Source organism: Roseivirga sp. (assembly GCF_965216855.1).
In the GTDB taxonomy this organism is placed as follows: Bacteria; Bacteroidota; Bacteroidia; order Cytophagales; family Cyclobacteriaceae; genus Roseivirga.
Genome location: NZ_OZ244204.1, coordinates 3,525,077 through 3,551,187, shown reverse-complemented (window position 1 = coordinate 3,551,187; position 26,111 = coordinate 3,525,077). Strand labels below are relative to the sequence as shown.

The following is a 26,111-nucleotide window of genomic DNA, read 5'->3' as shown; positions in this document are numbered from 1 at the left end:
TTGTCCATTGAATAAGATGAAAAAGGAAAACTCAAGACTTTTATTTTTTGAAGGCCTGCTAATTGTCTTCAGCGTAATGCTCGCTCTGGCCCTCGACTCCTGGAAAGAGAATCTGAAAAACGAAAAACTCATTGAGGCCTCGTTAAATGAAATCTTCAAAGAAGTAACAGCCATGACATATATCTCGGAGTTGACCAATTACAACCAAAATCAATTAGAAATCCTTGATTCGCTCATCGACACCTATCAAAACAGCAGAAATGACTTTGTCGGATCTTATGGCTTCGGTCGCCCAGAAGTAAGAAACCTGGCCTGGATTACCTCAAAAGAAAATGGCATTGCCGCAAGCTTTGAACCGGCATTATTCAGGGACCTGGCAGAGGTTTATATAGAATTGGGCCGACTGGACAATATACTAGCCTACAATCGTGATTTTGATCTAAAGGCAGACCCTGATATGAGTGAATACAAGAAGGCGCAACACATCAGAAAACAGTTCAATCTTGCGATTTTCAGAAGCCGTGAGTTAGTCAAGAAGTCTTCGGCATTATTGGGAAAATACAAAGACTATAAATATTTCCCTGAAGAGCTCAGAGAGTGAAAAGAGGAGCATTGAGTTAGCCTCAATGCTCGTAAATTCTATTTAGCTGATTTCTACCAACTCAATATCAAAAACCAGGTCTTTACCTGCTAACTGATGATTGGCATCGATCACTACTTTATCTTCTTCTACCTTGGCAACAGTTACTGGAACCTGCTGACCGTTCGGTTGTGTCATGGCTAATTGCTGACCTACTTCTGGTTTTAAATCTTCCGGAAGATTACTCTTTGGTACATCAAAGATTAGATCCTGACGAGCCTCTCCATAGGCTTCAGCTGCCGGAATCTCTGCAGTTTTAGTATCACCTACTTCCATTCCGTCAACGGCCGCATCGAATCCCTTAATCATCTGACCTGCCCCTACCTGAAAGGCCAATGGTTCTCTACCCTGCGATGAATCGAAAACGGTTCCGTCCTTGAGTTTACCAGTGTAGTGCACTTTAACACTATCACCTGCTTTTGCTTTTGGCATAATTATTTGTTTTTTATTTCTCCTCAATATCAAGGATTTGCAAAGGTACAGGTTTAGAAAGGAAAGCAAAATCGGCTACTCCTCTCCGCAAATTGCAGTAGTCATGTGAGTGTCAGGAATAAAATCTAAATTTGCGCCATGTTTACGCAAGCCAGTTACCTGATCAGCAGTCCGAGTTATGATCAATGTCCCAAACCAGACCGGTTCGAAATCGCCTTTATTGGCAGATCCAATGTCGGGAAGTCATCTCTCATTAATATGCTTACAGGCCGTAAGAACCTGGCAAAAACATCAGGAAAACCAGGAAAGACCCAAATGATTAATCACTTTCTGATCGATGACAGCTGGTACCTGGTTGATCTTCCTGGTTACGGATATGCCAAAACAAGCAAGAAGAATCGCGATGCCTGGGCAGAAATGATTGAGGACTATCTGGTTCATAGAGAGAGCCTGCAGATTGTTTTTGTATTAGTAGACTCCCGCCTGGACCCACAGAAAATAGACATGGAGTTTATTAACTGGTTAGGAGAAAATGGAGTGCCCTTCGCCATTGTATTCACCAAAGCAGACAAACAGTCAGTGAATAAAGGGCAACAGAACATGGCCAAATTCAGAAAGGTCATGAAAAAAACATGGGAAGAGCTTCCGGTATTCTTCCTTACCTCTTCAGAGTCAGGGTTGGGTAAAGAAGAGCTGACAGAGTACATTCAGGTCCTTCTCGAAAATTGAGTTTTTGTTTGAATTTCGTTCCTACTCAAACTTACTTTGCCACAAAATTAATGACAATATGAAATTTGAAGAGATAGCTGCAGTTGCAGGAAAAGGCGGGTTATTCAAGGTATTGAAACCATCAAAGGCTGGTGTAATATTGGAATCCCTCGATGGAAAGAAAGCTAAACTCGTAGTTGGAGCTGATGCAAGAGTTTCCATTCTATCCGAGATTTCAATTTATACTCATACTCAGGAAGGTTCTACTCCACTGATTGAAGTCATGAGGAAAATTCATGAGGAATTCGAGGGAGACACAGGGCTGGACAAGAATTCAGACGGAGAGGAACTAAAGTCATTCCTTAAGCATATTCTTCCTGACTATGACGAAGACAGGGTTTATGTTTCTGACATCAAGAAATTAATCAGCTGGTATAACCTCCTGGCTCAAATTGCGCCTGAGTCATTTATGGAAGACACTGAAGCAGCCAGCGAATCTAACGAAGCAGAATAGCCATAGGCTTATCGATAGCAAAAATCAGGATGTCTTAAAAGCCGGTTCCTCTGTTATGCCTAAAACATTCCAGACGACATAAAGTGCGCTTTTGAGACATCTTTTTTTTGTACACAAAATCTCAATTGATTTCCTTGCTTCCTCGTTACATTAACATTATGCCTGAACAAGAAGACATTATTCGTAGCCTGAAATTATTTGAAAAAGACTTTCAGTTAGACCAGGAGTATCTTCAGCTCTCTACACAAAAAGAGTATACCTACGATCAGGCTTTCCTCAAAATCATGAGAGTAGTAGAAGACCTGATGGAAAAGGACTTCGAAAAATTGCTGAATGTTCTGTATAGAATAGATGTCTCCGAGAGCAAACTCAAAGAAGCCTTAGCTCTTTCAACTGATAACCCTGCCTCTATTATCACTAAGATGATTATAGAAAGAGAATTACTGAAAGTAGAATTCAGGAAGAAGTATAGTCAGGGCTAAACCATCAATAGATTCAACCCTGATCTCAAAAGGCTCTTATGTTATAAAGAAGCCTCCTCAACCATTTTCTTGCTTCCCACATAGAAAGGAACTCTCTGATGCAGACTTTCGGGTTCTATATCCAGAATTCTCCTTTGTCCGTCAGTCGCCTTACCCCCAGCCTGTTCGGCAATCATAGCTAATGCATTACACTCATACATCAATCTGAGCTTACCATGAGGTGCCTTGGCTGTCGATGGATAAATATAAATTCCTCCTTTGAGCAGGTTTCTGTGAAAATCAGCCACCAAAGAGCCTATGTATCTGGCAGAGTAGTTTCTTTCCTTACATTTTTCGATATAGTTTTTCACTCCTTCATCGAAAGACAGATAAGAACCCTCATTTACAGAATAGATATTTCCATCTTTTGGCATTTTCATATCCTGATGAGAGAGAATATACTCTCCCAAACTAGGTTCGAAAGTAAAACCATTTACTCCTTTACCTGTGGTATAGACAAACATGGTTGATGAACCATAAAGGATATACCCTGCAGCCACCTGATGCTTACCGGCCTGCAGAACATCTTCTTTCTGCACCGGACTCCCCAGAGGAGAAACTCTTCTGTAAATACTGAAAATTGTTCCGATTGAAACATTCACATCGATATTTGAGCTTCCATCCAGGGGATCAATCGCAATGATGTATTTAGAGCGAGGGTTATTGAGGTCTATGATATCTTCGTCCTCCTCAGATATGATAGCCGCTACTTCCCCCCCTTTTTGCAAGGCACGGGTAAACCTGATATTAGCAGCAACATCGAGATTTTGTTGTTCTTCACCCTGCACATTTTCGGAGCCATAAGCTCCGGTAATGCCGGCAAGACCAGCCCTGTTGATTTCTCTATTCACAACTTTACCGGCATATGCCAGATCGCGAATCAACTGTGAAAGTTCTCCGGTGGCATATTTAAATGCCTCTTGGTTCTTGTTGATGAACCTGTCGAGATTAGAGCCTACCGGAAGGGCAATTCTCGATTTTTCCGCTTTTCCCATTGGTGAGTTATAATTTGATTCTAATCAAACGTTAATAACTTGCGCGAAAATAGTAAAATTTAAAAAGGTCAGTTGAAAGTATTTAAGTTTGGTGGTGCATCGGTCAAAGATGCCGCATCGGTGCAGAACATGTGTAAGATCATTTCGGCACATAAAGAAGACAGGTTGGTAATAGTGGTTTCGGCCATGGGCAAGATGACAAACGCCTTTGAATCTGTCTTAGCCAAGTCGATAGATGAGGAACCCATAGATGCACCCATTCAGGCCATTCAAGACTACCACAATGAGATTATTAAGTCTCTGGGCTTATCGAGCCAGCAGGATTTACTTCAGGACTTAGATGAAATCTACGAGCAGTTGATTCATGGCCTCAATGGTTATAGCTCGTCATTTGGGTATGATTTTGTCTATGATCAGACCGTATCTCTTGCCGAAGTAATTTCCACCAAAATTGTTGCTGCCTATCTAAATAAAGAAGGTTTGCCAACGGAGTGGGTCGATGCCCGAAAAGTGGTCAAAACGAATAACACCCACCGACAAGCCATGGTTGACTGGGGAGCAACTCAAGCCATGATTAAGTCACAGGTGCTCCCACTTACTGAAGAAAAGATTGTACTCACACAGGGATTTATAGGCAGTAATGCCAAGTACAATACTACTACACTCGGTAGAGAGGGCAGTGATTTTAGTGCCGCCATTTTTGCTACTTCTCTGTCTGCCGATTCGGTAACCATCTGGAAAGATGTACCCGGAGTATTAAATGCCGATCCAAAGAAGTTCGAAAACACCAAATTGTACGACAGACTTCCTTACAAAGAAGCTGCTGAAATGACGTATTATGGAGCTTCTGTCATTCACCCTAAGACGATCAAACCTTTGGCTCAAAAAGGAATTCCCCTTTATGTAAGGTCTTTTCAGGACATGGAAAGTACCGGGACAGTCATTGAAGAATGCCTGATCCCTAACCTGAACCCTGCCATTATTCATAAAGACAATCAGACGGTTATTTCTTTCAAAATCAGTGATTTCTCATTTATCAATGAAACTCACATACATACCATTTTTGATCATATTAAAAGGTTGAACCTGAGCATCAACCTCATGCAAAACTCGGCTATCTCTTTCACCATCTGTATGGATGACAATCCGAAAAAAAGAGAACAGCTTAGAACAGCCTTGATGGAAGAGTTCAACATTTATTACAATGAAGGACTCGAAATGATTACCGTGAAAAACTATAACCAGGAAACCATTAATGAACTGATGAGGGGTAAGCAGGTAATTATTGAACAGCGTTCAAGGAACAACTTCCAAATGGTCTATAAAACAGCTGAGAATCCGGCTTAAAGATACCTTTTGATGGTACGCCAAACAGTACCCAGATAACCTGCATTGGCACCAAAAAGATTTACATGTACCATCAGTGGATATAGGCTATAAATCTCCACCAGAGAATCGAATTCATCAGGTAATGGGTACACCTCATTATAAGCCTGATAAAATCGTTGATTAAAACCTCCAAAGAGGTGAGTCATGGCTATATCCATTTCTCGTGCCCCATAATAAACAGCAGGATCATATATGGCTGCCCCTCGATTAGTGTTCAGGACATTACCATTCCATAGGTCTCCATGCAAAAGAGAAGGCTCTGATTCAGGAATCAGGTTCGGAAGTTTAGTTAGAAAGCGCTTGAAATCGCGGACAAAATCCTGACTGACATAATCATTGTAAATGGCCAGGCCTAATTGAGCATTCAATCGATGCTCTGCAAAGAAGGTCAACCAACTCCCCTCCTGTTCATTCCTTTGATTCAACCGACCGATGTAATTGTTGTGATTCAGACCACAAAGCTCAGATGTAGACTGATGAAGCCGGGCCAGCCCCGACCCCAATTTTTCCCAATACTCAAAGTTTTCGTGGGCAGTTTCCAGAAACTCCAGCACCAGAAAAGCTTTGTCCTCCACTTTTCCTGTCCCAAAAACCTCCGGTACTTTTAAGCTATTCGCTTTCTTCAGTAATTGTAAGCCGGCAGCCTCGGTTTCAAACATGTGCTCATAGTTTCCCTCATTCCACTTAATAAAAAAGTTACCATGTTCGGTTTGAGCACAAACGGCCATATTAATATCACCGCCACTTTGCATGTAAACCTGATCTACTTGCAGCTCATCGCCCAATACCTGAAATAGCATTCTCGATAGTAATTCAGGAAACTCTTCCATTAGCCTAAGTCGTGCTTTTCTACAAGGTCTTCCAGAAGATTATGAGTGGACCTTTCAAGAATGTCGAATACCAATTGAAAGCCGTTCTCTCCACCATAGTAAGGATCAGGAACATCTGAATTTTCATACTGATCATCAAAAGCTCTCATCTTTAGAACTTTGGCCGTGGCATCTTCAGGCCTGATTCGTTGAACATCATTGATATTCAGCTCATCCATGGGAAGGATATAGTCAAACTCATAGAAGTCCTTCTCTTTTAGTTGACGGCCTTTATGCATGTAGTCTACACCATTTTTTCGGGCATTCCCAAGAGATCTCTTATCCGGATTTTCTCCAATATGATAATCCGAAGTTCCGCATGAATCAATAATAAAGTGATCGCTCAGGCCCTTTTCCTTTACCTTAAACCTGAAAATTCCTTCAGCCAAAGGTGACCGGCAAATATTACCCAAACACACAAATAACACTTTCACTTGAGCCATTCTCTTCTTCTCTTTTAACTTAGCAACTAGAATCGTAAACCTATGGATTTTATAAAAGTAACCAAAGATCACGCACCCTATGTTGCCCTCATCGAACTGAACCGTCCAAAAGAGCTCAATGCCCTTAATATTCAGTTGATGTCTGAGTTGGGTGAAACGCTAAAGGCACTGGACACTGACGATGAGGTCAGGGTGATTATCTTAACGGGTAATGAAAAAGCATTTGCTGCCGGAGCGGATATCAGACAGATGGCAGGCAAAGGGACCATTGATATGCTTCAGGGTGAGTTATTTGGCATCTGGACTCAAATCAGCAAGACCAGCAAACCCACCATTGCTGCTGTATCGGGTTTTGCGCTTGGTGGTGGCTGTGAACTGGCCATGAGCTGCGACATGATTATCGCTTCTGAATCGGCACAGTTCGGACAACCAGAAATCAAAATTGGAGTAATGCCCGGAGCCGGAGGTACTCAAAGACTAACCAGAGCCGTAGGAAAGGCAAAAGCCATGGAAATGGTATTGACCGGAAAGTTCATAGATGCAGAAGAAGCACTACGATACAGGATCATCAATAGAATTGTGCCGGTTGAGGTTTACATGCAAGAAGCTACCAAACTGGCCAGTGAAATTGCTGCTATGTCACCTCTGGCTACTCAATTAGCTAAAGAGTCTGTCAATAGGGCCTTTGAGGTTTCGCTTGAAGAAGGTCTGTATTTTGAGCGTAAGAACTACTATATGCTTTACTCATCGGAAGACCAGAAAGAGGGCATGAATGCATTTCTGGAAAAGAGAAAGCCTGACTTCAAAGGCAAATAAAAAAGGCTGTCTTAAAATCGCTAAAGCTCGTCATTCTGAATTTATTTCAGAATCTCCCTGGTCGGTTACCATCGACTTGCAGACCCTGAAACAAGTTCAGGGTGACGTTAAGCTAGCTTTTAAGACAGCCTTTTACTTTTCTTTTACTTATCTCTTATCTAAAAGAGAAGCCAACACCTACAGACATGGTATTGTATTCCTGGAAGGCGTACTCTCCAGTTAAAGTAAGGAACAATAGCTTCAGTCTTACACCTACGTTAGTCCTGAGCCCATTATTCTTATAGTTAAGACTAATCGGATCTGTAAATGAAGAGGTCTCAGTTGTATAGGTTCCTAACATGTTGAAACCAATATCATAATTAGAGTATCCAAGTCCCGCAAAAGCAGTGAAGAACAATAACTTCTTAGAAATAACTGCCTGAGCTACCACTGAACTGGCATCGAATTCGCCTAACTGATTCAGGTCCTTGTCGATAAATACCTGAGAGGTCAACTTGGTATAACCTACAAAGAGAGAAAGGTCGAATGGCAACAGTTTCTCGCCTGGCAACCACTGTTTGATATCATGCATAACACCTATACCAAAAAGTGACACATTCCCATCCTCTTCAATAGTTTGCTCCGGTACATATCTTAGCTTAAGCTCAAATCCTTTAGGCAGCCCGATACCAATTTGTGCCATAGGCACAGGCACGGCATTAAAAGGCATAAAATCCTCTTCTACCCCCAGACCCGTTGGGGCAGAGATTCTAATTACCTCTTCACCTGTATCAGGATCAAGGAAAGTCAACTGAGGTAGATCATCAGCACCCAGATTAGGACCAAACATAGTTGGGATGCTGACAGATGTTCCTCCATCATATCTCACGTTTGTATAGTCTGAATTTCTGAAAGTGAAGAATTCAGCAGAAGTAGGAACTCTGGCTGCTGAAACGGTAATCGACAAGTCGAATCCCAATACTTTATGCGGTTTTGCTGTATTGTACCAACCGCTGGCTAATCCATATCCGAAACCTTCGAATGCCGGCTGCATATAACCTTCCAGAAGCTTATTAGCATCCTGAATACCTGCTTCCAGGAAAGAATCGAAGTCTAATTGTGCTCTTAGTCCAAATGACGTTGTCATTAACATCAGGACTGCTATCAAAAATCTATTAATTCGTTTCATTGTCATCTTTGGGTTGAAGGTTAGTCAAATCTTACTCTAGTTGTTACATCGAATTTGAAAATGATCTCAAAGTCAACGTTTGACTGCTGAAGAGTAACATCGCGGCCTATAATCTCTATGTCCATTTCAAAAGTCTGGTTATTAAGGAGAGCTTGTTCTAGGGCCGAGATAGCGCTGGCGTTGACATTCCCTGGAACTCCGTTCTGGTAAAGAACAACATCAGAGACATTATCCTGAGCATCAGGAACTAAAATCTGCAACAAATCCTGATTAGCTCCCCCAGCGATAGCAATGTCAATATTCAGATCCAAATCTGCCTGGCTTCCGTTTGGAAAACCTTCAATACTGTAAGTAATCTTGTTGATGGTGAAATTTTCAGCATCATCTAGATATTCAGAAAAGTCATTGTCTGAGATGTCAATAGTCCCAGTCGAAACCTGCTGAGGGGGTGTCTCATTGATGGGTTGACCTACAAAAATTGGGGGGACAGAAAGTGAAACACTGATCGGGTCAATCGCAACATTTTTTGAAATATCCGATTGAATACCCGCTTCACCACAGCCCCAGATCACCAGTAACAGTGATAAAAAAGGTAAAAGACGTTTTTGCATGATAGAATAGTTAATAATTAATTTCTCTTTTAAGTAAGCTGATGTCTTAGGAGGAGGAGGGTTTTTTCGCTTCAATTAAAGCAGATAACCTGCCACCTACCCGATAACCACCAACTGAGTTATCTATTGTAGCCTGGTTTTAATTGAGCGTTTCCTTTAGTAAAAGGTATGTAATAATCGACAATTGAAGGCAAAGTTCCTAAACGCGAGGTCTTAATTCGCATTGCATGATCAGCAGACTTTGCCAATTTTCAACTATAGCTCATTATCACCAGCAAACCTGGTATATCCCGGTTGAAATATAAAATTATGAATTTCTTCTCGTCTATTATCAACAAGTGCTGTTAGCGGCATAATAATTATTTTCAATTCACCCCCCTTTCAATCAAAGTAGCATTAACCTTTGGAGGGCTTTCTTATTTTTGCACATGCTCTTACTCTACAATGTAGGAATCAGGCTTTATGCCTTGCTCATTAGCTTGTCATCTTTGTTCAATAAGAAAGCCAGGTTATTCAGAGCAGGGAGAAGACATATCTGGCAAAACCTGACAGAATTTAGAAAAGAAAACGGGTCCAATCTCAGCTGGTTTCATGCTGCCTCTCTGGGAGAGTTTGAACAAGGGTTACCCGTTATGGAAGCTTTCAAAGCGACCTTCCCGAATCAATTGATTGTAATAAGCTTTTTCTCTCCATCAGGCTACGAGCAAAGAAAGAATCATCCTGTGGCTGACTTCACCTGTTACCTCCCCCTAGACACCAGACGAAATGCCCAAAGGTTTCTTAACATACTCAAGCCCGACCAGGCCTTCTTTATTAAGTATGAGTATTGGTATCACTATTTGAATCAGATTAACACCAGGTCTATTCCTCTATATAGCCTCTCTGCCCTTTTTACCCCAGAGCATATATTCTTTAAAAAGCATGGTGTACTCCACAGAAAGATGCTGAAGCTCTTCACTCATACTTTCGTTCAGAACTCTAAATCCAGGCTCCTATTGGAGAGTATTGGCATTGATGAAGTCACCGTGTCGGGTGACACGAGGTTTGATCGGGTTAAACAAACTGTTAGCTCTCCTGACTCATTCAGTAACATAGAGTCATTTTGCAAAAACAGTAAAGTATTGATTCTGGGTAGCGTCTGGCCTGAAGATATGGAGGTAGTAGCCGACTTCATAAATCAAAACACTCCTGAACTGAAGATAATTATTGCTCCCCACCTGATAGACGCTGCCCATATTCAGAAAATCATCAGAAAAATACAGTTACCTTATTGTTTATATTCTCAGGGGGAAATATCGATGGATAAACCTATTCTCATTCTCGACACAATCGGTATGCTTTCTTCTGTTTATCAGTATGGAGATTTAGCCTACATTGGAGGCGCTTTTGGAGATGGGCTACATAACATCCTGGAAGCCGTTGCATTCGGACTCCCTGTGGTGTTCGGTAATAAGGGATTGGAGAAATTCCCTGAGGCTGACGAATTGATTACTCTTGGCGGTGCATTTTCAGTAGACAACTCTCATATGGCCGGGGAAGTGTTGGAAAACCTGATGATTGATGATTTTAGAAAAGGGGCTTCAGATATTTGTGTCAATTATGTGAATGAACATACAGGAGCAACCAATACAATTATGTCTTACCTTAAAAGCCATATCAAATGAAGGGGCAGGTCTATAAATCCACGGGCAGTTGGTATGACGTAAAGGCGAACAATGGAAGCACCTACCAAAGTAGGTTAAGGGGCAAGTTTAAACAAGACGGACTTAAAGTTAATAACCCTATTGCAGTAGGTGACTGGGTTGAAGTCATTCCTGACGAAAAACACGAAAATACAGGTTTAATCACTTCGATAGAGCCCAGAGAAAACTACATTATCAGGAAGTCTACCCGAAAAAATGGCTTTTCGCATATTTTGGCGGCCAATGTAGATCAGTGTCTTCTGTTGGCCACTATATCTTTTCCAAGAACATCCCAGGGCTTCATTGACCGTTTTCTGGTCAGTGCTGAATCATTCAGGATTCCCAGCCTGATCATCTTCAACAAGAAAGATATCCTAAAGCCAAAGGAGTTGAAAAAAGTAGAAGCCTGGAGGGATATGTACGAGTCCATTGGTTATCAGACTGATCTTATCTCAGTAAAAACAGAAGAAGGGCTTGCTCGACTCAAGCAACATCTACATGGAAAAACAACCCTAATTGCCGGGCACTCGGGCGTGGGTAAGTCTACTCTGCTCAATGAACTTGTTCCTGGTCTCAGTCAGAAAACAGGAGAAGTCTCCACCTTTGCTAATAAAGGAACTCATACCACCACATTTGCTGAGATGTTCGATGTAGATGAGAACAGCAAGATTATCGACACTCCGGGCATTAAAGAACTTGGTTTAGTAGATATGGAAGCTTATGAAATCAGCCATTACTTCCCTGAAATGCGCCAATACCTTGGAGAGTGTAAATTCAACAATTGTCTCCATGTGAATGAACCGGGGTGCAGAATCATTGAGGCACTTGAAGAAGGTGATATCTATGAAGAAAGGTATATCAGTTACCTCAGCATGTTAGAAGACTATGACAGCCACCGATAAATAGAGTTAAAAAAGGCTGACGCTAGGGCAGCCTGTCTTTTACATATTCTATCTGAGTTTTTCCATGTGGTTTAGGTTTTCCATCCTCACCCAGGTTCACCATGGTAATCTTTTCAATAGAGAGAATATCTTCTCTGGTAATCTTATTCCTTACCTCACATCTAAGTGTGATTGAAGTACGTCCGAATTCTACAGCTTCTATTCCTATTTCAATAATATCTCCCTGATGAGGCGCACTAATGAAATTAATCTCAGAAATGAACTTGGTTACTATGTGCTTATTTTCCAATTGCACCACAGTATACAAAGCTGCTTCTTCGTCAATCCAAGCCAAAAGGCTCCCTCCAAAGAGGGTGCCATTTGGATTTAAATCTTCGGGTTTAACCCATTTTCTGGTATGAAAATTCATGCTTAGTTCAAATATGATTTGAACATCCAGTTTTGTTTCTCTAATTCCTGAATGTAGCTGGTAAAGATATCAATGGTTCCTTCATCTCCTTCTTCTTCTGCAGCTTTTAACACATCATTCAAATTACCAATCAGGATTTTATTGGCTGTAACAATAGCCTCAACCATCTGATTAGCTTCCATGATTTCTTCATGTGATTCTACATGCGCATTTGAAACAATATTTTTCAAGGAACCTTTTGGCGTACCTTCAAGAGCCAGCACTCGCTCAGCCACCTCGTCTATTTTCTCAGCAGCTTCTCTATACAGCTCCTCAAATTTCTCATGTAGGACGAAAAAGAAAGGGCCTTTAACATTCCAGTGAAACAGTCTCAGGTTTTGATAATGTACCTGATAGTTGATTAAAAGTTGATTCAATTTACTTACTACTGCGTTTTCAGTTTGTGTTTCCATATCGTTAATGTTTTGAGTTTCAAGATTCATACAATTAAACAACTATATTTATAAAACATATGTTCCTATATACAGTATAGATTTTATAAATATGACCTTACAGCAACTAGAATACATCGTAGCCCTGGACACACACCGTCACTTTGTGACTGCGGCCGACAGTTGTTTTGTTACCCAACCCACTCTAACACTACAGATTAAAAAGCTGGAAAATGAGATGGGTACATTGATATTCGATCGTTCCAAACACCCTATTGAGCCAACCAAAACCGGCAGACAGGTAATTAATATGGCCAGACAAATCTTACGCGAAGTGAACTCGCTGAAAGATTATGTCAATACTGAGAAGGACAACCTGAGCGGTACTTTCAGAATTGGTGTTATACCTACCGTAGCTCCATACCTGATGCCTAGATTCCTCAAACACTTCTCTGACAACAATCCTAAAATCTCATTGAAAGTCCGCGAAATTGAATCGGAACAAATCATACATGATATTAAGCACGATTTGCTGGATATCGGTATCATGGCAACCCCTCTTGAGGAAAGTAACATTAGAGAAATTCCGCTATACAACGAACCCTTCCTCCTATATATAGCTCAACAGCATCCGCTTTATACCAGAAAGGCTGTTACTCCGGAAGACTTACCTGAAAATGGCCTTTGGCTACTCAACCAGGGGCACTGTCTCAGAGATCAGGTGCTTTCTATTTGCAACCAACGGAAAACCTCAAAAATTGAAAACATCACTTATGAAAGTGGCTCCATTGAGACATTGAGAAACCTGGTCAAAAGCCACATGGGTTATACACTGGTTCCTGAATTATCAGTAATCGACCTGAAGGATGATTTCAGAATCAAGCGATTTGAGAAACCAGAACCTACCAGAGAGATCAGCCTGGTAGTACATAAGGGCTTTTCCAAGGAAGCAGTATTAGAGAACCTTCGAGATAGTATTATGAAAAACATCCCTGACAGCTTTGTCAAAGCCAAAAAGATCAATCGCATCCGCTGGAGATAAACCAAAGGTAAGTGAATCACTTATACGCAAAATCAGCAAATCTCTGAGTTTTTCCTTCTTCATGATTTCCACCTTTGAAAAAAAGAAACATCATGGAAATCGAAACCTTATTATCTATTATGGCTGTTGGCTACTTCTTTATTTTCGGATTCGTTACTGTTAAGATCAGACAAATCCTTAAGAAGCATAGTTAATTCTGATTGTGCAGGGTATCTGAAGGATTGTTCAGTGCCGCCCTGATGCTATGGAATGATACTGTCAACAGCGCTATCAGTATAGATACTATTGTAGCCAATGCAAAGAACCATAGGTTAACACCGACTGCATAGGCAAAACTACTCAACCATTCCTGCATGAGGTAATAGGCTATAGGCCATGCTAATAAATTGGCCAGAAGAATCAGCTTTACGAACTCATTGCTCAAAAGCCTCACGATACTTCCAACTGAAGCTCCCAGCACCTTTCTGATACCAATCTCCTTCTTTCTTTGTGAAGCAAGAAATGCGGCCAATCCAAATGCACCCAAACAGGCGATAACAATGGCCAATAGAGCAAAGGAAGAAAACAGTCGTCCACTCCTCATTTCATTTTCATAAAGCGCACCAAATTCCTGATCAACGAAGGTAAATTCCAGTGGCCTTTGCTGCACAAAATCATCCCAGGCAGACTCAATGCTTTTCAAAGTTGCCGCCACATTACTATTCGACATCTTCACCACCATGATTCCAGCCCCTCTCTGCAGGTCAGCCGCAAAGAGTGCTACGGGACCGATATCCTGATGTAGTGACTCAAAGTGGAAGTCTTTCACCACACCAATTACATTATAAATAGGTCCATTAATCGGCTGAAGCTGTTTCCCGATAGGGTCAGCCCAACCAAAAGTTCTGGCAGCAGCTTCATTGATAATGATGGCGGTTGAATCTGTTACTATGCTTGCATCAAAGGCCCGGCCATTGATCACTTCCAGTCCCATGGTTTGAATCAGGTCATAGTCACCACGTAGGTTAGGTATCAGGTACCTGTCACTGGCATTGCCCTGAACATCCATAAATGTCCCTCCATTGATCTGACGCCCCGGAAAGGTATTGGCTCCAGAAACTTCACTGATATTAGGGTTATCGAGTAAGATATTCTTAAATGTTTCCAACTCATTACCCATCAGGTTAGCCCGTTCGATAATCACCAGTTGATCTTTATCGAAGCCCAGTGGCTTGCTGTTCATGTATTCTATTTGCTGATAAATAATCAGCGTTCCAATAACGAGGATAATAGAAATGCCAAACTGAAGGATGACCAATGTATTTCGCAACCACGAGTTCTTAGCACCGGAACTTGCTCTTCCCTTCAATACGGTAATAGGTTTGAATGAAGACAGTACAAATGCGGGGTAAAGTCCTGCCATCAGTCCAAGTACAAGAGAGAATAAGAACAATCCAACAATTACCTCAGTAGTGAGAAGCTCCTGAATTTGAAAACTTTTCCCTGCCAGATCATTGAAGAATGGCAGTATCAGACTAGCTACTCCGGTAGCCAGCGTTGTGGCCACCAGACACATAATGATGGACTCCACCAGAAACTGACCAATCAGCTGATTCTTTAATGCTCCTAAAACCTTACGCATACCCACCTCCCTGGCTCTATTGGCAGCTCTGGCCGTGGTCAGGTTGATAAAGTTGATACAGGCTATGAGCAGAATAAAAATAGAAATGGCCAGAAAGAGATACACAACCGTTTTATTTCCATTCGGTTCAATTTCCCATTGAAAATTAGAGTCCAGATGGATGGACTCCAATGGCTGAAGAAAGTAGCTGTGGTCATTCCCTGCTGCCTCATACTGATTCCAGTCTATCCCCAGTATACTTTGCACCTGAGGCTCCATATAAGTCTTGGTAATATCTCTCATATTGGCCTCAATAACAGCAGGATCTACTCCCGGATCGAGTTTAATGTAGGTGTGAGCGATATATGAGCCCCAGAAAGTATTTCTGTACAATCCTGGCATGGAGCTTAAACTGAAAAGAAAATCAAAGTGAAAATGGCTATTGACCGGCATAGGCTTTACCACACCTCTTACCATCATTTCCCCAACATTCTGAATCGTGAGTTGCTGACCGATTGGATCAGCTGAACCAAAGTATTTGGTGGCCATGGCCTCAGTGATCACCAGAGAGTTTGGCATATCGAGAGCCGTACTCTTATCTCCATCAATAAACTCTACCTGAAAGAAATCAAAGAAGGTTGAATCTACAGCGAAGACATTCGTCTCATCAAAATACCGGTCTTCAATATTGAATGTAAGCTCATTGAAGTTGGCATAAATTCTTGTAGAGGCGGTCACGCTAGGCAAGTCATTAACCATCGTTTGCCCCATGGGCATGGGAGTTCTGGCATAGACAAAAGCGTTATCAGGAAACTTTCTATCAAGAGCTATTCTGTAAATCTGATCCTTGTCCGGATGAAAATTATCATAGCTGAACTCTTCAGTTACATAGGCCAGAATTAGCAGACAACAAGAAATGCCAATGGCTAAACCTGTAACATTAATAATCGCAAAGAATTTTTGTCTGACAATATTCCTGAAAGCTACCTTGATGTAATTCCTGATCATAGCGCATTAATTTAATTATGGAATATAGTAAGCGGCTTTGAGTTAATTCTTGCTCATTATGTTAGTGGTTACTTATTCTTTCCAAAATGGTATTTCTACCAAATTGACCATCTTAAATCGCTCCTTTTTCATTTCAGCGCCTAATACTATTCCCTGATATTCTAATTGCCTAACGGTGATGATATGCTTGCCTCTACTTAAAGCCTGAATATCCAGCATTTGCAGAAAGCCCTTTTCTCCCTTATTGGGATGACTGGTAAAAATGAAATCCTGAGCTACCGGTTCATCATCGATAAGTATTTCATAGGTAGTTTCTATACAGCTGAGAGCTGACTGGACCTTTCCTTCAGAAGCGAAGCTCTCACTCAATAGCTCTGATACAGTTCTGGTAGTATCAAGCTGAGACTTCATACCTGCAGCAAACCCATCTTTAAGCCTTATCCCCTGATTCAGTTCCTGATATTCAGGACAGAAGAATTGAAGTACATAGTTTTGTTCTGGTGAATACCTGATAAATAGAGGTAGAAAGCTTTCCTTGGCTATCCTACCCGGTATGCTGGCTGTATAAATGAAGCTATCCTGCCTCTCATTGTCATAATTAACAGTTTTTGCTACCAGACGAGTATCCACATCTTTATCGGGAAAGTATAAATAGCGATCCCAGGAATTCAACCGCTCAGACAGCACTACCATAGCTAACAGAACAACTGAGACCATGACTATATGCTTTCTTCTGAAATTGGTGATGAGATGGTAATAGATACTTCTATAAATAATAGAAAGACTAATGATACTGAAGAATCTATAAATAGGGAAATATAGAATTGAAAACCACTTAGACTTCTTGAAAGTGCTGAAGAACAATGAATCGAGGAAGAATATAACTGCCGAAACAGCCAGTATCAACGAAAGAATAATGGTCGTAAACCAGATAGCTGTCATTGACATTTCATTACCCAGCGAATTACCTAACAGGTTAGGGAAACTCATAAAGGCAAAAAGGAAAGAAACGACCAGTACAACCGAGATTATGGAGAAAACCAGAAGATAGGTATAGGCAAAAATGACACTAGATATCTGATCAAGGAAAAAGATAAGGTCATCTAGCGTTCTCACCTTTTTGGGTAAATGCTTACGAAATGGCCCCTTTAAGTTGAGCTTTTCAAAGTCAATATTATTCGAAACTGAACTCAAGCCTACTATACCAATCCAGAATCCCCTTAAAAGAAGATGAAGGAGTAAACTGACCAAAAAGAATTTGATGGCATAAGGAATGGTATTGATAATAAAGCTTCCGGCTACTGATATGACCATAGTATAGTCATTCATAATTACCAGTTTATCGAACCTCATACTTCTCCTGAAGTTCTCATATTCATCATAACCACTGGCCAGAAGAAATATGGAAAAACCAGTTATGAGTAGCTCAAGCTGCCAGCTCTCAAGTTGAAGATTAGCAACCCACCTCCGAAGTTTGCCTTCCTTCGAGTCATCATTATAATCTATTTCTTCCATCAGTTAAGGTTGATTATCTGATGAAATTAAGAAAAATGAGTCAGCTTATCTGCTTGCTAAGAAATGAATAAATAAGTGAGTGCGACATTCTGCCTAAGCCGTTGTTCCCCCACAACTGGAACCGGCTCCGGCCGTACAGCCATAGCAATGTTGGTTGATGATGATCTCCCGGTTCATCACTTTTTGCCAGTCAAAGTCTTTGATATGTTTTGGAGCACCATTAGCCAGCTTTAATTCCAGCATCTGGTTAAAGTCACAATCATATAAGTATCCATCCCAACCAATTGATACCATATTTCGGCACATCACCCCTTCTGCAGCGGTTGGATTAAAGGCATTGGCCAATTCATTCATATACTCTTCGTAGTTCTCTGTATTCAACAGATAATCCAGAAATCTACTAACCGGGAGGTTGGTAATGGCATACAGTTCATTAAACTCTATCTCAAAACCATCTCGCAGACGCCTCTTAAATTCATCTTGTAACACAGCCTGATCGTCAGGCAGATATGCGCCTGAAGGGTTATAAACCAAGTCTAATTTTAAGCCAGTGCCCTCTTTGCCATAACCGACTGCATTGAGCATTTTAAGGGCCTCTATGGACTTGTTAAACACCCCGTCTCCTCTTTGGGCATCTGTTCTTCTGGCCGTAAAAGAAGGCAAGGAAGAGACTACATTGATTTTATGCTTTTTGAAAAACTCCGGCAAATCATGGTACTTAGGGTTAGCCAGAATTATCGTTAGATTACATCGAACAATGATTTGTACGTTTTGGGCAGACAACTGCTCTACAAACCATCGGAAATCAGGATTCATTTCGGGTGCCCCTCCGGTAAGATCTACAGTCTTTACTGGCATACCCTCCATAGCATCCAGAATTTGCTGCATGGTCTCACGGGTCATGATTTCCTTTCGGTCAGGACCAGCATCGACATGACAATGCTTACAAACCTGATTACACATTTTGCCCACATTGATCTGGAAAACATCTACACCAACAGGCTTAAGACTATTCATCCCCATATCTTTGAGTCTTGATTCAAAGCTTGGGATTTCCAGATCCTCATGATTACTCAGGATTTTAATTTGCTCTTCTGGAGAAGAAAGCCAATGCTTGGCTCTTTTGAGGGTCGCTAACGACATAGACTACATTAATTTTTCTTTCACTTTATTCATCATCTGAACACCATGAACCAATGAAGCACCTCCTCTAATGGCCGAGGCCACATGAACGGCTTCCATCATTTGCTCCTCATCGGCTCCCTTCTTCATACTGGCATCAGTATACGCATCTATGCAGTATGGACACTGTATAGCATGGGACACTGCCAATGCAATCAATGCCTTTTCACGGGCAGAAAGAGCTCCGGGCTTGAACACAGTTCCATACCAATCGAAGAACTTGTCTCCCATTTCTTTTTGAAACTCTGTGATATCACCAAATTTTTTAAGGTCTGCCGGATCGTAATAGGTCTTTGCCATGATTTAACTTTAATAAAAATAATAACCCATCGAGCTGGTTTCTGATGTTACATATCAACATACGATAATGTCAGTTGTTCAGATTGCCCGATACATTTTATCAAAGGAAACAGAATGTAGACAAGAAACAAACCTCTTGAAAAAACATTCCCAAGAGGTTTAAGTGTGTTTCGGTTCTGTCAGTTACACTACAAACCGTTAGTTGAAGCTACTACTCAGATCAGGCTGAAATAGCATAAGAAGAAGTAAACTGATTTCTGTAGGCTGAAGGAGTTAACCTGGTATAACTGGCAAATAACCTTGTAAAAGAGCTCACATCTTTAAAGCCAATCTCATTACAAATAGTCTGCACATTGATATCCTTATTTTTCAGCAACCATTTAGCCTTTTCAATCCTGAGAGCCGTTACATACTTCTTCGGAGTAATGCCAAAGGTTTTCTTAAATGCCCGGTGAAAATGATAAGGTGATAAACATGCCACCCTTGACAGTTCATTGAGGTTAATATCTGTACAGTAGTTAGCCTGAATATAATCTCTTGCTACAGACAGTCTTTTATAAAGTTCGACCTTAGTAGATTGTTTAACTATATTCTGGTTCTCGATATTTTCAAGCTGGGTGGTGCAATCAGTGAATACCATTTCCAAAATGCGATTGAAGATTGAATAGTCATCTATCTCATCAACCGACAGATAGAGTTTCGCATGAATAATATCTCGGATAATCGGGCGTACGCCCTCATCTACTAACAAAGTATGTAACGGAAATTCAGGAGATTCACCGATAAGACTATACAACCCATTTTGATCAATAAGACTCTCCTGACGACTGGTGTGTACATTCACGAAGTCTTTAACAAAGTCTTCATTAAAGCAGAAAGCCAACATAGTGGTATCCTCGGCATTCTGAGATTTGACGGTGTATTCCGTTCCGGCATTCATCACTAAAAACTGGTTCTGGTTGACCTTCAACACTCTATCGTTGATGTGATACTCCTGAGTGCCTGTTAAACCAAAACGAATTGAAAAGCGGGTTTTTTGATCTTCTCCTATGAGATTCTTTGAGCTGAAAAGGGCAAAGCCATTGTCTATTCCCTCCATTGCTCCGTTGTCAGATTTCCAATAAATCTGCCCACCCATCTTATGGATGGTGTGTTGACCTTTATAAGCTATCATGTTTTTTGACCTTTATACCGAATATACTTTAATGCTTAGGAAGCTGTTGAACGATTTACGTAAGTGGTAACTTAATCTGGTTGGAGGGTTAAATAACGTAGGAACTGTCAGCCAATGAACAATATGGAAGAGAAATGGAGGTCTTAATATCCAATTCCAAAAGGCCCAGGCACCTAAAGTGACTCAGATTTAAGATAAAGCAGTAGCCATAAAAAAAGCCATCCAATATGAATGGCTTGGTAGTGACCTCGGCAGGATTCAAACCTGCAACCTCCTGAGCCGTAATCAGGTGCACTATTCAGTTATGCTACGAGGCCTTTTTTAACGTTCAAGGTTAAAGTCCGTTAAAATAGGCTGCAAAGGTAGACAATTCTTTTTCTTTGTAAAAGAGCACTATTATAACTTTTAAAAAATACTAACTTTGCCAGCTCTCAAATTGAGATTCTATATGAAAAAATTAGCATTTGCCGTAGTTGCACTCGTGATGTTGGGAAACCTTGCCAAAGCTCAAAGACCTGATTTACCAGGTGCTTTGATTATTGATATTGGCGTTAATAGCCTGAGCAATGCGCCTGACAATATCAACACCAATACCTTTCAGTCGAAAACTGTCAACATTACTTACTTCTACGATCTGCCTATTGGCAATAGCAAGTTTACTTTTACCCCCGGGATTGGCCTTGGACTAGAGAAATTTTCTTTCAAGAACAATTACTCCCTTGAGAGCAGCTTCGATGCTAATGACGAACTTCAGGTGGCTCCCATCCTCTTATCTGACAACCTGACCAATGTTTTAGAGTATGGCCGTTCGAAATTAGGTGCTAATTATTTAGACATTCCATTGGAATTCAGATTCTACACTAGAAAGAATCAATATGCAAGAGGCTTCAGAGCAGCTATTGGAGGTAAAGTTGGTGTTCTTTATTCAACTTTTACCAAATACAAGTACCAGGACAGTAATGGAGACAACCACATGGTGAAAAACAGAGCTAATTACGGCTTGAACCGTTTCAGATATGGTGTTCAGGCTCGGGTTGGCTTCGGTGGATTCAGTCTTTTCGGTTATTACGAACTCTCAGACAAGTTCGACACCCCTCCTCCAGGCGGTGAGAACACCAGTAACATGACTTTTGGTATTGCTTTAACAGGATTCTGAGAAGAGCCTGTTATTTACCCTGAAACTCGGGCTTTCTTTTATCGAGGAAAGCCTGAACTCCTTCTTTATAGTCGTGAGACGCACCAGCAATATCCTGCATATGTGCCTCATACTCCAACATCTCTGTTAAGGTAGAATTCTGAGATTTATTGAGCATCTTTTTCATTAAGCCAATAGCTTTTGTGGGTGCCTTGGCATAATAGTCTGTATATGATTTTACAGCATCATCGAGTTCTTCGTCAGCCACACATTTATTGACCAAGCCTATAGACTCCGCTTCTTTCCCTGAAACTCTTGTCCCCATAGTAGCCAACTCAAAGGCTTTGGATGAGCCTACCAGTCTTGGTAGGAAGTAAGATGAGCCACTGTCTAATACGAGTCCAATATTCACAAAAACCTCAATAAGCTTCGCACTCTCTGCGGCCACAATCAGATCGCAGGCCAAAGCAAAAGAACAACCAGCTCCGGCAGCCACTCCATTCAATCTGCAGATAACCGGCTTAGGCATTGTTCTGATAGCCTGAATAATTGGATTGTATCGCTTATGTATGGAATCCGAAAAAGATCTATTCGGTTCTTTTGATGAGGCCTTCAGATCTTGTCCACTGCAAAATGCCTTACCTTCTCCCGTGAGTACAACTACTCTCACTTCATCATTTTTCTTACATTCCTTCAATGCAGCCTGTAACTCGAAAGTGATTTCATTATTTAATGCATTATATACTTCGGGTCTGTTGAGTGCTATTGTAGCAACTCCCTCGGTCAAGTCGTATTTGAGAAATTCGTACATAAGTAAGTTATATGAATAAATAGATGGAGCCGTAACTCACTGTAAAACCAAGCAATGCACCACCAAGTATTTCTTTTGGCGTATGCGCATTCAAATATAGGCGTGCCCAGGAAACCAAACCACACATGGCCACACTCAATAAGAGAGGGGTTAATAAATCATGACCTGATGGATACGCTCCCTGCAGTGCTAAAACGAAACCCAACCAACCAAAGACTCCGGCCGCATGGGCACTGATTTTCCACTTAAAAGTTATTCCATTCGTTATGATTACTACTGTTGTAATGGCTAAAAAGGCAATATTCATCAATGGGGTCATCCACTCCTGCCCTTTAATCATGAAAGAGACAATCAGGTAAAAAATGGAGATAAACATGAATGGCAACACCCGGTCTTTTCTGTCTTTCATGTGGAGATCCTTTATGACCTTCGTAAGCTTGAACATGACGACTGTCAATGCCGGAATCAGGAAGGTAGTTATAAACACCAATCCTATAACTGTCTGTTTCCCCCTATCAGTCAGGTTAGAGCTATCTTCCAGATAATAAAGGATTGTATAGAAAACCACTGTTGGCATCAACAGAGGTTGTACTATATAGGTTATGAGCTTTGCAGCTAAATTCAAATCAGAGTTCTTTTCTAAGTCTGGCAACCGGAATATTAAGCTGCTCTCGATACTTGGCTACTGTTCTACGGGCGATGTTATAGCCTTGAGCCTTTAATGCTTTCTCTAGCTTATCATCTGACAAAGGCTTTTTCTTATTTTCACCATCAATAAGATCCTGAAGTCTTGTCTTCACTTCTCTGCTACTCACATCCTCTCCACTGGCCGTAGAAATACCTTCACTAAAGAAGTATTTCAAAGGAAAGATACCAAAATCAGTCTGGATTGATTTTGAATTAGCTACCCTGGAAACAGTAGAGATATCCATTTGGATCTCATTGGCAATATCCTTCAGAATCATAGGCCGAAGTTTAGCCTCATCTCCTTCCAGAAAGAAGTCGTACTGATACTTCACTATGGCTTCCATTGTCCTGAGCAAAGTATTTTGCCTTTGCTTAATGGCATCAATAAACCATTTGGCGGCATCCAGCTTTTGCTTCACGAAGCTAACAGTCTCCTTCAGTTTCTTATCCTTCTTATCACTCTTATCGTAGGCACTGAACATCTCACTATAAGATCTGCTCACTTTTAATTCTGGAGCATTTCGAGAGTTCAATGACAAATCGAGCTTTCCATTATTATTGGTCAAAAGAAAGTCAGGTATCAGATACTGAGTTTTCACCAATCCACCTGAAATACCACCTGGCTTAGGGTTTAGTCTGGTAATGGCAGAAATTGAGTCCTTGAAAACTTCTTCGTCTTCAAGATTCAGTTTCTTCATTATTTTATCGTAGTGCTTTTTAGTGAATTCCTCAAAGCAGAGAGAAACGATATTATAAGCTACTTCCAATGTGTGGAGTAACTCTTCATCTTCCTCATTATCTTCCTTTTTTCGGTCGAGTTGAATGAGCAGACATTCCTTCAGGTTTCTTGCACCAATTCCGGGAGGGTCAAACTTCTGAATCTCGTTGAGTAATTCCTCGAGTTCATCAACATCTGTCTCAATGTTTTGTGAGAATGCCAGATCATTTACAATGGCATCTAACTCTCTTCTGATGTAGCCATCAGATTCTATACTACCAATAAGTTGCTTTGCAATACTCTCCTGACGCCCGTCCAATCCCAGGAACCCAAGCTGTGCTTCCAACTGATCATTCAAAGACGACTGCATGGCAATTGGCATTTCACGATCTTCGTCATCGTTATAATTGCCATCACCCTGCATCTTATATCCGGCATAGTCATCTTCTGCCAGATAGTCATCTACATTGAGCTCATCTGAGTTATCCTCGTATGAATCCTCAAAATCATCTTCCTGAGTTGCCTCCTGTTCTTCCCTCCCTTCCTCTAATGCAGGGTTCAGCTCCAACTCCTCTTCAATTCTGGTATCAAGCTCTGCGGTTGGCACCTGAAGAAGCTTAATAAATTGAATCTGCTGCGGGGAGAGTTTCTGGCTTAAGGTTTGACTTAAACTGAGTTTTTGCATTCGACAATTATTTCTGACCTATAAACTCAAAGTTAAAGGAAAGTCTCAGAGAATCGAGTGGATGGAAACACTTTTTAACAAAAATCATGCAAATTTTTAAAAGCGCCTGCCTCGTGTCCTGAATGCAGATATCCAAGTATATAACTAACCTCCACCTATAGTTATTTCAATCTGGTTTTTAAGAAGAAGAAAGGTTGTGAATCCCCTTAAAAAATGATTGTTTTGCGTTTCTTTTCAAACACTATTCTGAGAAACATGAAGATCAGGAGAACTAAAATTTCCGAACTACTTAAAAGTGGACAAATTGGTACTGAAGTACATGCCAAAGGTTGGGTCAGAACCAAAAGAGGCAACAAACACGTAAGCTTTATTGCTTTGAACGATGGCTCAACAATTAAGAACATTCAAGTAGTAGCTGATCCTAATAATATCTCAGAAGATGTTCTTAAACTGGTTACTACCGGAGCAAGTTTGTCTGTGACCGGCCAACTGGTAGAATCTCAGGGAGCTGGACAATCAGTAGAAATCCATGCCCAATCGATCACGGTTATGGGAGTTGCTGATCCGGAAAAATATCCTTTACAGCCGAAAAAGCACTCCTTTGAATTCCTAAGAGAGATCGCTCACTTAAGACCAAGAACCAATACTTTTGGAGCTATTCTACGTATGCGACATGCCATGTCATTTGCTGTGCATAAGTTTTTCAACGACAAGGGTTTCAACTATATGCATACTCCTATCATTACCGGCAGTGATGCGGAAGGTGCGGGAGAAATGTTCAGAGTGACAACACTAGACGCTAAAAACCCTCCTCTAACAGAGGATGGAAAGGTAGACTTCGCTGAAGACTTCTTTGGCAAGGAAACCAACCTCACCGTATCTGGTCAGTTAGAAGGAGAATTGGGTGCGTTGGCTTTAGGTGAGATTTACACCTTCGGACCTACTTTCAGAGCTGAGAACTCAAATACAACCCGACACCTGGCGGAATTCTGGATGATAGAACCAGAAATGGCGTTCTACGACCTGGAAGATAACATGGACCTGGCAGAGGAGTTCCTTCAATACCTTTGCCGTTATGCCCTTGAACATTGTGAGGATGACCTGGCCTTCCTGGAAAGCAGGTTGTTAGAAGAGGAAAAGAACAAGCCTGCTAACGAGAAGAGTGAAATGACACTCACTGAAAAACTCAGGTTCGTTGTGGAAAATGATTTCGAAAGAGTTACCTATACAGAAGCCATAGACATTCTCAGAAACTCGAAACCCAATAAGAAAAAGAAATTTCAATATCCTGTTGAGGGTTGGGGAACCGACCTTCAATCAGAACATGAGAGATACCTTGTTGAAAAACACTTCAAGAAGCCTGTCATCCTAACCAATTACCCGAAAGACATTAAGGCTTTCTACATGAGAATGGATGAAGATGGTAAAACAGTATCTGCCATGGACATTTTGTTCCCAGGCATCGGTGAAATAGTTGGAGGTTCTCAGAGAGAGGAAAGACTTGATGTCCTTATGTCAAGAATGGACGAAATGAGCATCCCTCATGAAGAAATGGACTGGTACCTAGATACACGAAGATTTGGAACCGTGCCTCACAGTGGCTTCGGCTTAGGCTTCGAAAGGTTAATGATCTTTGTAACCGGAATGGGAAACATCAGAGATGTCATACCATTCCCAAGAACTCCCGGGAATGCAGAATTCTAAAAAATTAAGGGCTGAATAAC

At 41.1% G+C, this 26,111-nt stretch carries 27 protein-coding genes and 1 tRNA gene; 11 read left to right on the top strand and 17 right to left on the bottom strand.

Annotated features, from left to right (window positions below; genetic code table 11):
* The first annotated feature begins 16 nt into the window (after positions 1–16).
* The gene (locus ACOOEY_RS15740) at positions 17–601 is read left to right on the top strand and encodes a hypothetical protein (protein ID WP_420385679.1); all 585 of its coding nucleotides are present in this window, start codon (positions 17–19) and stop codon (positions 599–601) included.
* Positions 602–643: 42 nt separating this feature from the next.
* On the opposite strand, the gene ACOOEY_RS15735 is transcribed toward ACOOEY_RS15740, so the two are convergent.
* Positions 644–1,072, bottom strand: a complete 429-nt coding sequence (locus ACOOEY_RS15735; protein WP_420385678.1) for an FKBP-type peptidyl-prolyl cis-trans isomerase — start codon at positions 1,070–1,072, stop codon at positions 644–646.
* A 138-nt stretch (positions 1,073–1,210) separates the two neighbouring features.
* On the opposite strand from ACOOEY_RS15735, the gene yihA reads away from it, so the two are divergent.
* The 3 genes from yihA (at position 1,211) to ACOOEY_RS15720 (ending at position 2,776) form a co-directional block, all read left to right on the top strand.
* The gene (gene yihA, locus ACOOEY_RS15730) at positions 1,211–1,801 is read left to right on the top strand and encodes a ribosome biogenesis GTP-binding protein YihA/YsxC (protein ID WP_420385677.1); all 591 of its coding nucleotides are present in this window, start codon (positions 1,211–1,213) and stop codon (positions 1,799–1,801) included.
* A 58-nt stretch (positions 1,802–1,859) separates the two neighbouring features.
* The gene (locus ACOOEY_RS15725) at positions 1,860–2,294 is read left to right on the top strand and encodes a DUF5606 domain-containing protein (RefSeq protein WP_420385676.1); all 435 of its coding nucleotides are present in this window, start codon (positions 1,860–1,862) and stop codon (positions 2,292–2,294) included.
* Positions 2,295–2,452: 158 nt separating this feature from the next.
* On the top strand, positions 2,453–2,776 hold the full coding sequence (locus tag ACOOEY_RS15720) for a hypothetical protein (protein ID WP_420385675.1): 324 nt from the start codon (positions 2,453–2,455) through the stop codon (positions 2,774–2,776).
* A gap of 41 nt (positions 2,777–2,817) precedes the next feature.
* Here ACOOEY_RS15720 and fbp read toward each other — a convergent pair whose 3' ends face one another.
* Positions 2,818–3,810 carry a class 1 fructose-bisphosphatase gene (fbp, locus tag ACOOEY_RS15715; RefSeq protein WP_420385674.1) on the bottom strand — a complete coding sequence of 331 codons (993 nt, stop codon included), beginning with the start codon at positions 3,808–3,810 and terminating at the stop codon, positions 2,818–2,820.
* Positions 3,811–3,882: 72 nt separating this feature from the next.
* Between fbp and ACOOEY_RS15710 the strand changes: the two genes are divergently transcribed.
* Positions 3,883–5,157: an aspartate kinase gene (locus tag ACOOEY_RS15710; RefSeq protein WP_420385673.1), complete on the top strand. Its 1,275-nt coding sequence runs from the start codon at positions 3,883–3,885 to the stop codon at positions 5,155–5,157.
* On the opposite strand, the gene ACOOEY_RS15705 is transcribed toward ACOOEY_RS15710, so the two are convergent.
* Positions 5,154–6,029 (bottom strand): fructosamine kinase family protein, encoded by an 876-nt coding sequence (locus tag ACOOEY_RS15705; protein WP_420385672.1) that lies wholly within the window; start codon positions 6,027–6,029, stop codon positions 5,154–5,156. The genes ACOOEY_RS15710 and ACOOEY_RS15705 overlap by 4 nt on opposite strands.
* On the bottom strand, positions 6,029–6,511 hold the full coding sequence (locus tag ACOOEY_RS15700; protein ID WP_420385671.1) for a low molecular weight protein-tyrosine-phosphatase: 483 nt from the start codon (positions 6,509–6,511) through the stop codon (positions 6,029–6,031). Before ACOOEY_RS15700 ends, ACOOEY_RS15705 begins: the two co-directional genes overlap by 1 nt.
* A 42-nt stretch (positions 6,512–6,553) precedes the next feature.
* On the opposite strand from ACOOEY_RS15700, the gene ACOOEY_RS15695 reads away from it, so the two are divergent.
* On the top strand, positions 6,554–7,327 hold the full coding sequence (locus tag ACOOEY_RS15695) for an enoyl-CoA hydratase-related protein (RefSeq protein WP_420385670.1): 774 nt from the start codon (positions 6,554–6,556) through the stop codon (positions 7,325–7,327).
* 154 nt (positions 7,328–7,481) lie between these two features.
* On the opposite strand, the gene ACOOEY_RS15690 is transcribed toward ACOOEY_RS15695, so the two are convergent.
* Both ACOOEY_RS15690 and ACOOEY_RS15685 read right to left on the bottom strand, forming a co-directional pair.
* Positions 7,482–8,495, bottom strand: a complete 1,014-nt coding sequence (locus ACOOEY_RS15690) for a DUF6588 family protein (protein ID WP_420385669.1) — start codon at positions 8,493–8,495, stop codon at positions 7,482–7,484.
* A gap of 20 nt (positions 8,496–8,515) precedes the next feature.
* Positions 8,516–9,106, bottom strand: a complete 591-nt coding sequence (locus ACOOEY_RS15685) for a hypothetical protein (protein WP_420385668.1) — start codon at positions 9,104–9,106, stop codon at positions 8,516–8,518.
* Between the two features lie 428 nt (positions 9,107–9,534).
* Here ACOOEY_RS15685 and ACOOEY_RS15680 point away from each other — a divergent pair, with 428 nt between their 5' ends.
* Positions 9,535–10,770 (top strand): 3-deoxy-D-manno-octulosonic acid transferase, encoded by a 1,236-nt coding sequence (locus ACOOEY_RS15680; protein ID WP_420385667.1) that lies wholly within the window; start codon positions 9,535–9,537, stop codon positions 10,768–10,770.
* On the top strand, positions 10,767–11,690 hold the full coding sequence (rsgA, locus tag ACOOEY_RS15675; protein WP_420385666.1) for a ribosome small subunit-dependent GTPase A: 924 nt from the start codon (positions 10,767–10,769) through the stop codon (positions 11,688–11,690). The genes ACOOEY_RS15680 and rsgA overlap by 4 nt, the downstream gene beginning before the upstream one ends.
* Positions 11,691–11,712: 22 nt before the next feature.
* Here the strand turns inward: rsgA and ACOOEY_RS15670 are convergent, their stop codons facing one another.
* Positions 11,713–12,099 (bottom strand): acyl-CoA thioesterase, encoded by a 387-nt coding sequence (locus ACOOEY_RS15670; RefSeq protein WP_420385665.1) that lies wholly within the window; start codon positions 12,097–12,099, stop codon positions 11,713–11,715.
* 2 nt (positions 12,100–12,101) lie between these two features.
* Positions 12,102–12,551 (bottom strand): Dps family protein, encoded by a 450-nt coding sequence (locus ACOOEY_RS15665; RefSeq protein ID WP_420385664.1) that lies wholly within the window; start codon positions 12,549–12,551, stop codon positions 12,102–12,104.
* Between the two features lie 91 nt (positions 12,552–12,642).
* Here ACOOEY_RS15665 and ACOOEY_RS15660 point away from each other — a divergent pair, with 91 nt between their 5' ends.
* On the top strand, positions 12,643–13,572 hold the full coding sequence (locus tag ACOOEY_RS15660) for a hydrogen peroxide-inducible genes activator (RefSeq protein ID WP_420385663.1): 930 nt from the start codon (positions 12,643–12,645) through the stop codon (positions 13,570–13,572).
* A gap of 190 nt (positions 13,573–13,762) precedes the next feature.
* Here ACOOEY_RS15660 and ACOOEY_RS15655 read toward each other — a convergent pair whose 3' ends face one another.
* The 6 genes from ACOOEY_RS15655 to ACOOEY_RS15630 form a co-directional block, all read right to left on the bottom strand.
* Positions 13,763–16,180, bottom strand: coding sequence for an ABC transporter permease (locus ACOOEY_RS15655; RefSeq protein ID WP_420385662.1), 2,418 nt, complete (start codon positions 16,178–16,180; stop codon positions 13,763–13,765).
* Between the two features lie 72 nt (positions 16,181–16,252).
* Positions 16,253–17,695, bottom strand: a complete 1,443-nt coding sequence (locus ACOOEY_RS15650; protein WP_420385661.1) for a hypothetical protein — start codon at positions 17,693–17,695, stop codon at positions 16,253–16,255.
* Positions 17,696–17,788: 93 nt separating this feature from the next.
* On the bottom strand, positions 17,789–18,838 hold the full coding sequence (gene arsS, locus ACOOEY_RS15645) for an arsenosugar biosynthesis radical SAM (seleno)protein ArsS (RefSeq protein WP_420385660.1): 1,050 nt from the start codon (positions 18,836–18,838) through the stop codon (positions 17,789–17,791).
* A gap of 3 nt (positions 18,839–18,841) precedes the next feature.
* Positions 18,842–19,177 (bottom strand): arsenosugar biosynthesis-associated peroxidase-like protein, encoded by a 336-nt coding sequence (locus ACOOEY_RS15640; protein ID WP_420385659.1) that lies wholly within the window; start codon positions 19,175–19,177, stop codon positions 18,842–18,844.
* Positions 19,178–19,397: 220 nt separating this feature from the next.
* Positions 19,398–20,351, bottom strand: coding sequence for a helix-turn-helix domain-containing protein (locus ACOOEY_RS15635; protein ID WP_420385658.1), 954 nt, complete (start codon positions 20,349–20,351; stop codon positions 19,398–19,400).
* Between the two features lie 243 nt (positions 20,352–20,594).
* Positions 20,595–20,668, bottom strand: a tRNA-Arg gene (locus tag ACOOEY_RS15630).
* Between the two features lie 131 nt (positions 20,669–20,799).
* Between ACOOEY_RS15630 and ACOOEY_RS15625 the strand changes: the two genes are divergently transcribed.
* Positions 20,800–21,507: an outer membrane beta-barrel protein gene (locus ACOOEY_RS15625; protein WP_420385657.1), complete on the top strand. Its 708-nt coding sequence runs from the start codon at positions 20,800–20,802 to the stop codon at positions 21,505–21,507.
* 10 nt (positions 21,508–21,517) lie between these two features.
* Here ACOOEY_RS15625 and ACOOEY_RS15620 read toward each other — a convergent pair whose 3' ends face one another.
* The 3 genes from ACOOEY_RS15620 to rpoN are packed head-to-tail and all read right to left on the bottom strand — an operon-like array spanning position 21,518 to position 24,387.
* Positions 21,518–22,297, bottom strand: coding sequence for an enoyl-CoA hydratase-related protein (locus ACOOEY_RS15620; RefSeq protein ID WP_420385656.1), 780 nt, complete (start codon positions 22,295–22,297; stop codon positions 21,518–21,520).
* Positions 22,298–22,304: 7 nt separating this feature from the next.
* On the bottom strand, positions 22,305–22,874 hold the full coding sequence (locus ACOOEY_RS15615; RefSeq protein ID WP_420385655.1) for a phosphatase PAP2 family protein: 570 nt from the start codon (positions 22,872–22,874) through the stop codon (positions 22,305–22,307).
* Positions 22,875–22,923: 49 nt separating this feature from the next.
* Entirely contained in the window at positions 22,924–24,387 is a 1,464-nt protein-coding gene (gene rpoN / locus ACOOEY_RS15610) for an RNA polymerase factor sigma-54 (RefSeq protein WP_420385654.1), read from the bottom strand.
* 255 nt (positions 24,388–24,642) lie between these two features.
* On the opposite strand from rpoN, the gene asnS reads away from it, so the two are divergent.
* The gene (asnS, locus tag ACOOEY_RS15605) at positions 24,643–26,091 is read left to right on the top strand and encodes an asparagine--tRNA ligase (protein WP_420385653.1); all 1,449 of its coding nucleotides are present in this window, start codon (positions 24,643–24,645) and stop codon (positions 26,089–26,091) included.
* Positions 26,092–26,111: the final 20 nt, after the last annotated feature.

Coding starts and splice junctions, on each gene's coding strand:
- ACOOEY_RS15740 (WP_420385679.1), top strand. CDS start 17: ATGAAAAAGGAAAACTCAAGACTTTTATTTTTTGAAGGCCTGCTAATT.
- ACOOEY_RS15735 (WP_420385678.1), bottom strand. CDS start 1,072: ATGCCAAAAGCAAAAGCAGGTGATAGTGTTAAAGTGCACTACACTGGT.
- yihA (WP_420385677.1), top strand. CDS start 1,211: ATGTTTACGCAAGCCAGTTACCTGATCAGCAGTCCGAGTTATGATCAA.
- ACOOEY_RS15725 (WP_420385676.1), top strand. CDS start 1,860: ATGAAATTTGAAGAGATAGCTGCAGTTGCAGGAAAAGGCGGGTTATTC.
- ACOOEY_RS15720 (WP_420385675.1), top strand. CDS start 2,453: ATGCCTGAACAAGAAGACATTATTCGTAGCCTGAAATTATTTGAAAAA.
- fbp (WP_420385674.1), bottom strand. CDS start 3,810: ATGGGAAAAGCGGAAAAATCGAGAATTGCCCTTCCGGTAGGCTCTAAT.
- ACOOEY_RS15705 (WP_420385672.1), bottom strand. CDS start 6,029: ATGGAAGAGTTTCCTGAATTACTATCGAGAATGCTATTTCAGGTATTG.
- ACOOEY_RS15700 (WP_420385671.1), bottom strand. CDS start 6,511: ATGGCTCAAGTGAAAGTGTTATTTGTGTGTTTGGGTAATATTTGCCGG.
- ACOOEY_RS15695 (WP_420385670.1), top strand. CDS start 6,554: ATGGATTTTATAAAAGTAACCAAAGATCACGCACCCTATGTTGCCCTC.
- ACOOEY_RS15690 (WP_420385669.1), bottom strand. CDS start 8,495: ATGAAACGAATTAATAGATTTTTGATAGCAGTCCTGATGTTAATGACA.
- ACOOEY_RS15685 (WP_420385668.1), bottom strand. CDS start 9,106: ATGCAAAAACGTCTTTTACCTTTTTTATCACTGTTACTGGTGATCTGG.
- ACOOEY_RS15680 (WP_420385667.1), top strand. CDS start 9,535: ATGCTCTTACTCTACAATGTAGGAATCAGGCTTTATGCCTTGCTCATT.
- rsgA (WP_420385666.1), top strand. CDS start 10,767: ATGAAGGGGCAGGTCTATAAATCCACGGGCAGTTGGTATGACGTAAAG.
- ACOOEY_RS15670 (WP_420385665.1), bottom strand. CDS start 12,099: ATGAATTTTCATACCAGAAAATGGGTTAAACCCGAAGATTTAAATCCA.
- ACOOEY_RS15665 (WP_420385664.1), bottom strand. CDS start 12,551: ATGGAAACACAAACTGAAAACGCAGTAGTAAGTAAATTGAATCAACTT.
- ACOOEY_RS15660 (WP_420385663.1), top strand. CDS start 12,643: ATGACCTTACAGCAACTAGAATACATCGTAGCCCTGGACACACACCGT.
- ACOOEY_RS15655 (WP_420385662.1), bottom strand. CDS start 16,180: ATGATCAGGAATTACATCAAGGTAGCTTTCAGGAATATTGTCAGACAA.
- ACOOEY_RS15650 (WP_420385661.1), bottom strand. CDS start 17,695: ATGGAAGAAATAGATTATAATGATGACTCGAAGGAAGGCAAACTTCGG.
- arsS (WP_420385660.1), bottom strand. CDS start 18,838: ATGTCGTTAGCGACCCTCAAAAGAGCCAAGCATTGGCTTTCTTCTCCA.
- ACOOEY_RS15640 (WP_420385659.1), bottom strand. CDS start 19,177: ATGGCAAAGACCTATTACGATCCGGCAGACCTTAAAAAATTTGGTGAT.
- ACOOEY_RS15635 (WP_420385658.1), bottom strand. CDS start 20,351: ATGATAGCTTATAAAGGTCAACACACCATCCATAAGATGGGTGGGCAG.
- ACOOEY_RS15625 (WP_420385657.1), top strand. CDS start 20,800: ATGAAAAAATTAGCATTTGCCGTAGTTGCACTCGTGATGTTGGGAAAC.
- ACOOEY_RS15620 (WP_420385656.1), bottom strand. CDS start 22,297: ATGTACGAATTTCTCAAATACGACTTGACCGAGGGAGTTGCTACAATA.
- ACOOEY_RS15615 (WP_420385655.1), bottom strand. CDS start 22,874: ATGCCAACAGTGGTTTTCTATACAATCCTTTATTATCTGGAAGATAGC.
- rpoN (WP_420385654.1), bottom strand. CDS start 24,387: ATGCAAAAACTCAGTTTAAGTCAAACCTTAAGCCAGAAACTCTCCCCG.
- asnS (WP_420385653.1), top strand. CDS start 24,643: ATGAAGATCAGGAGAACTAAAATTTCCGAACTACTTAAAAGTGGACAA.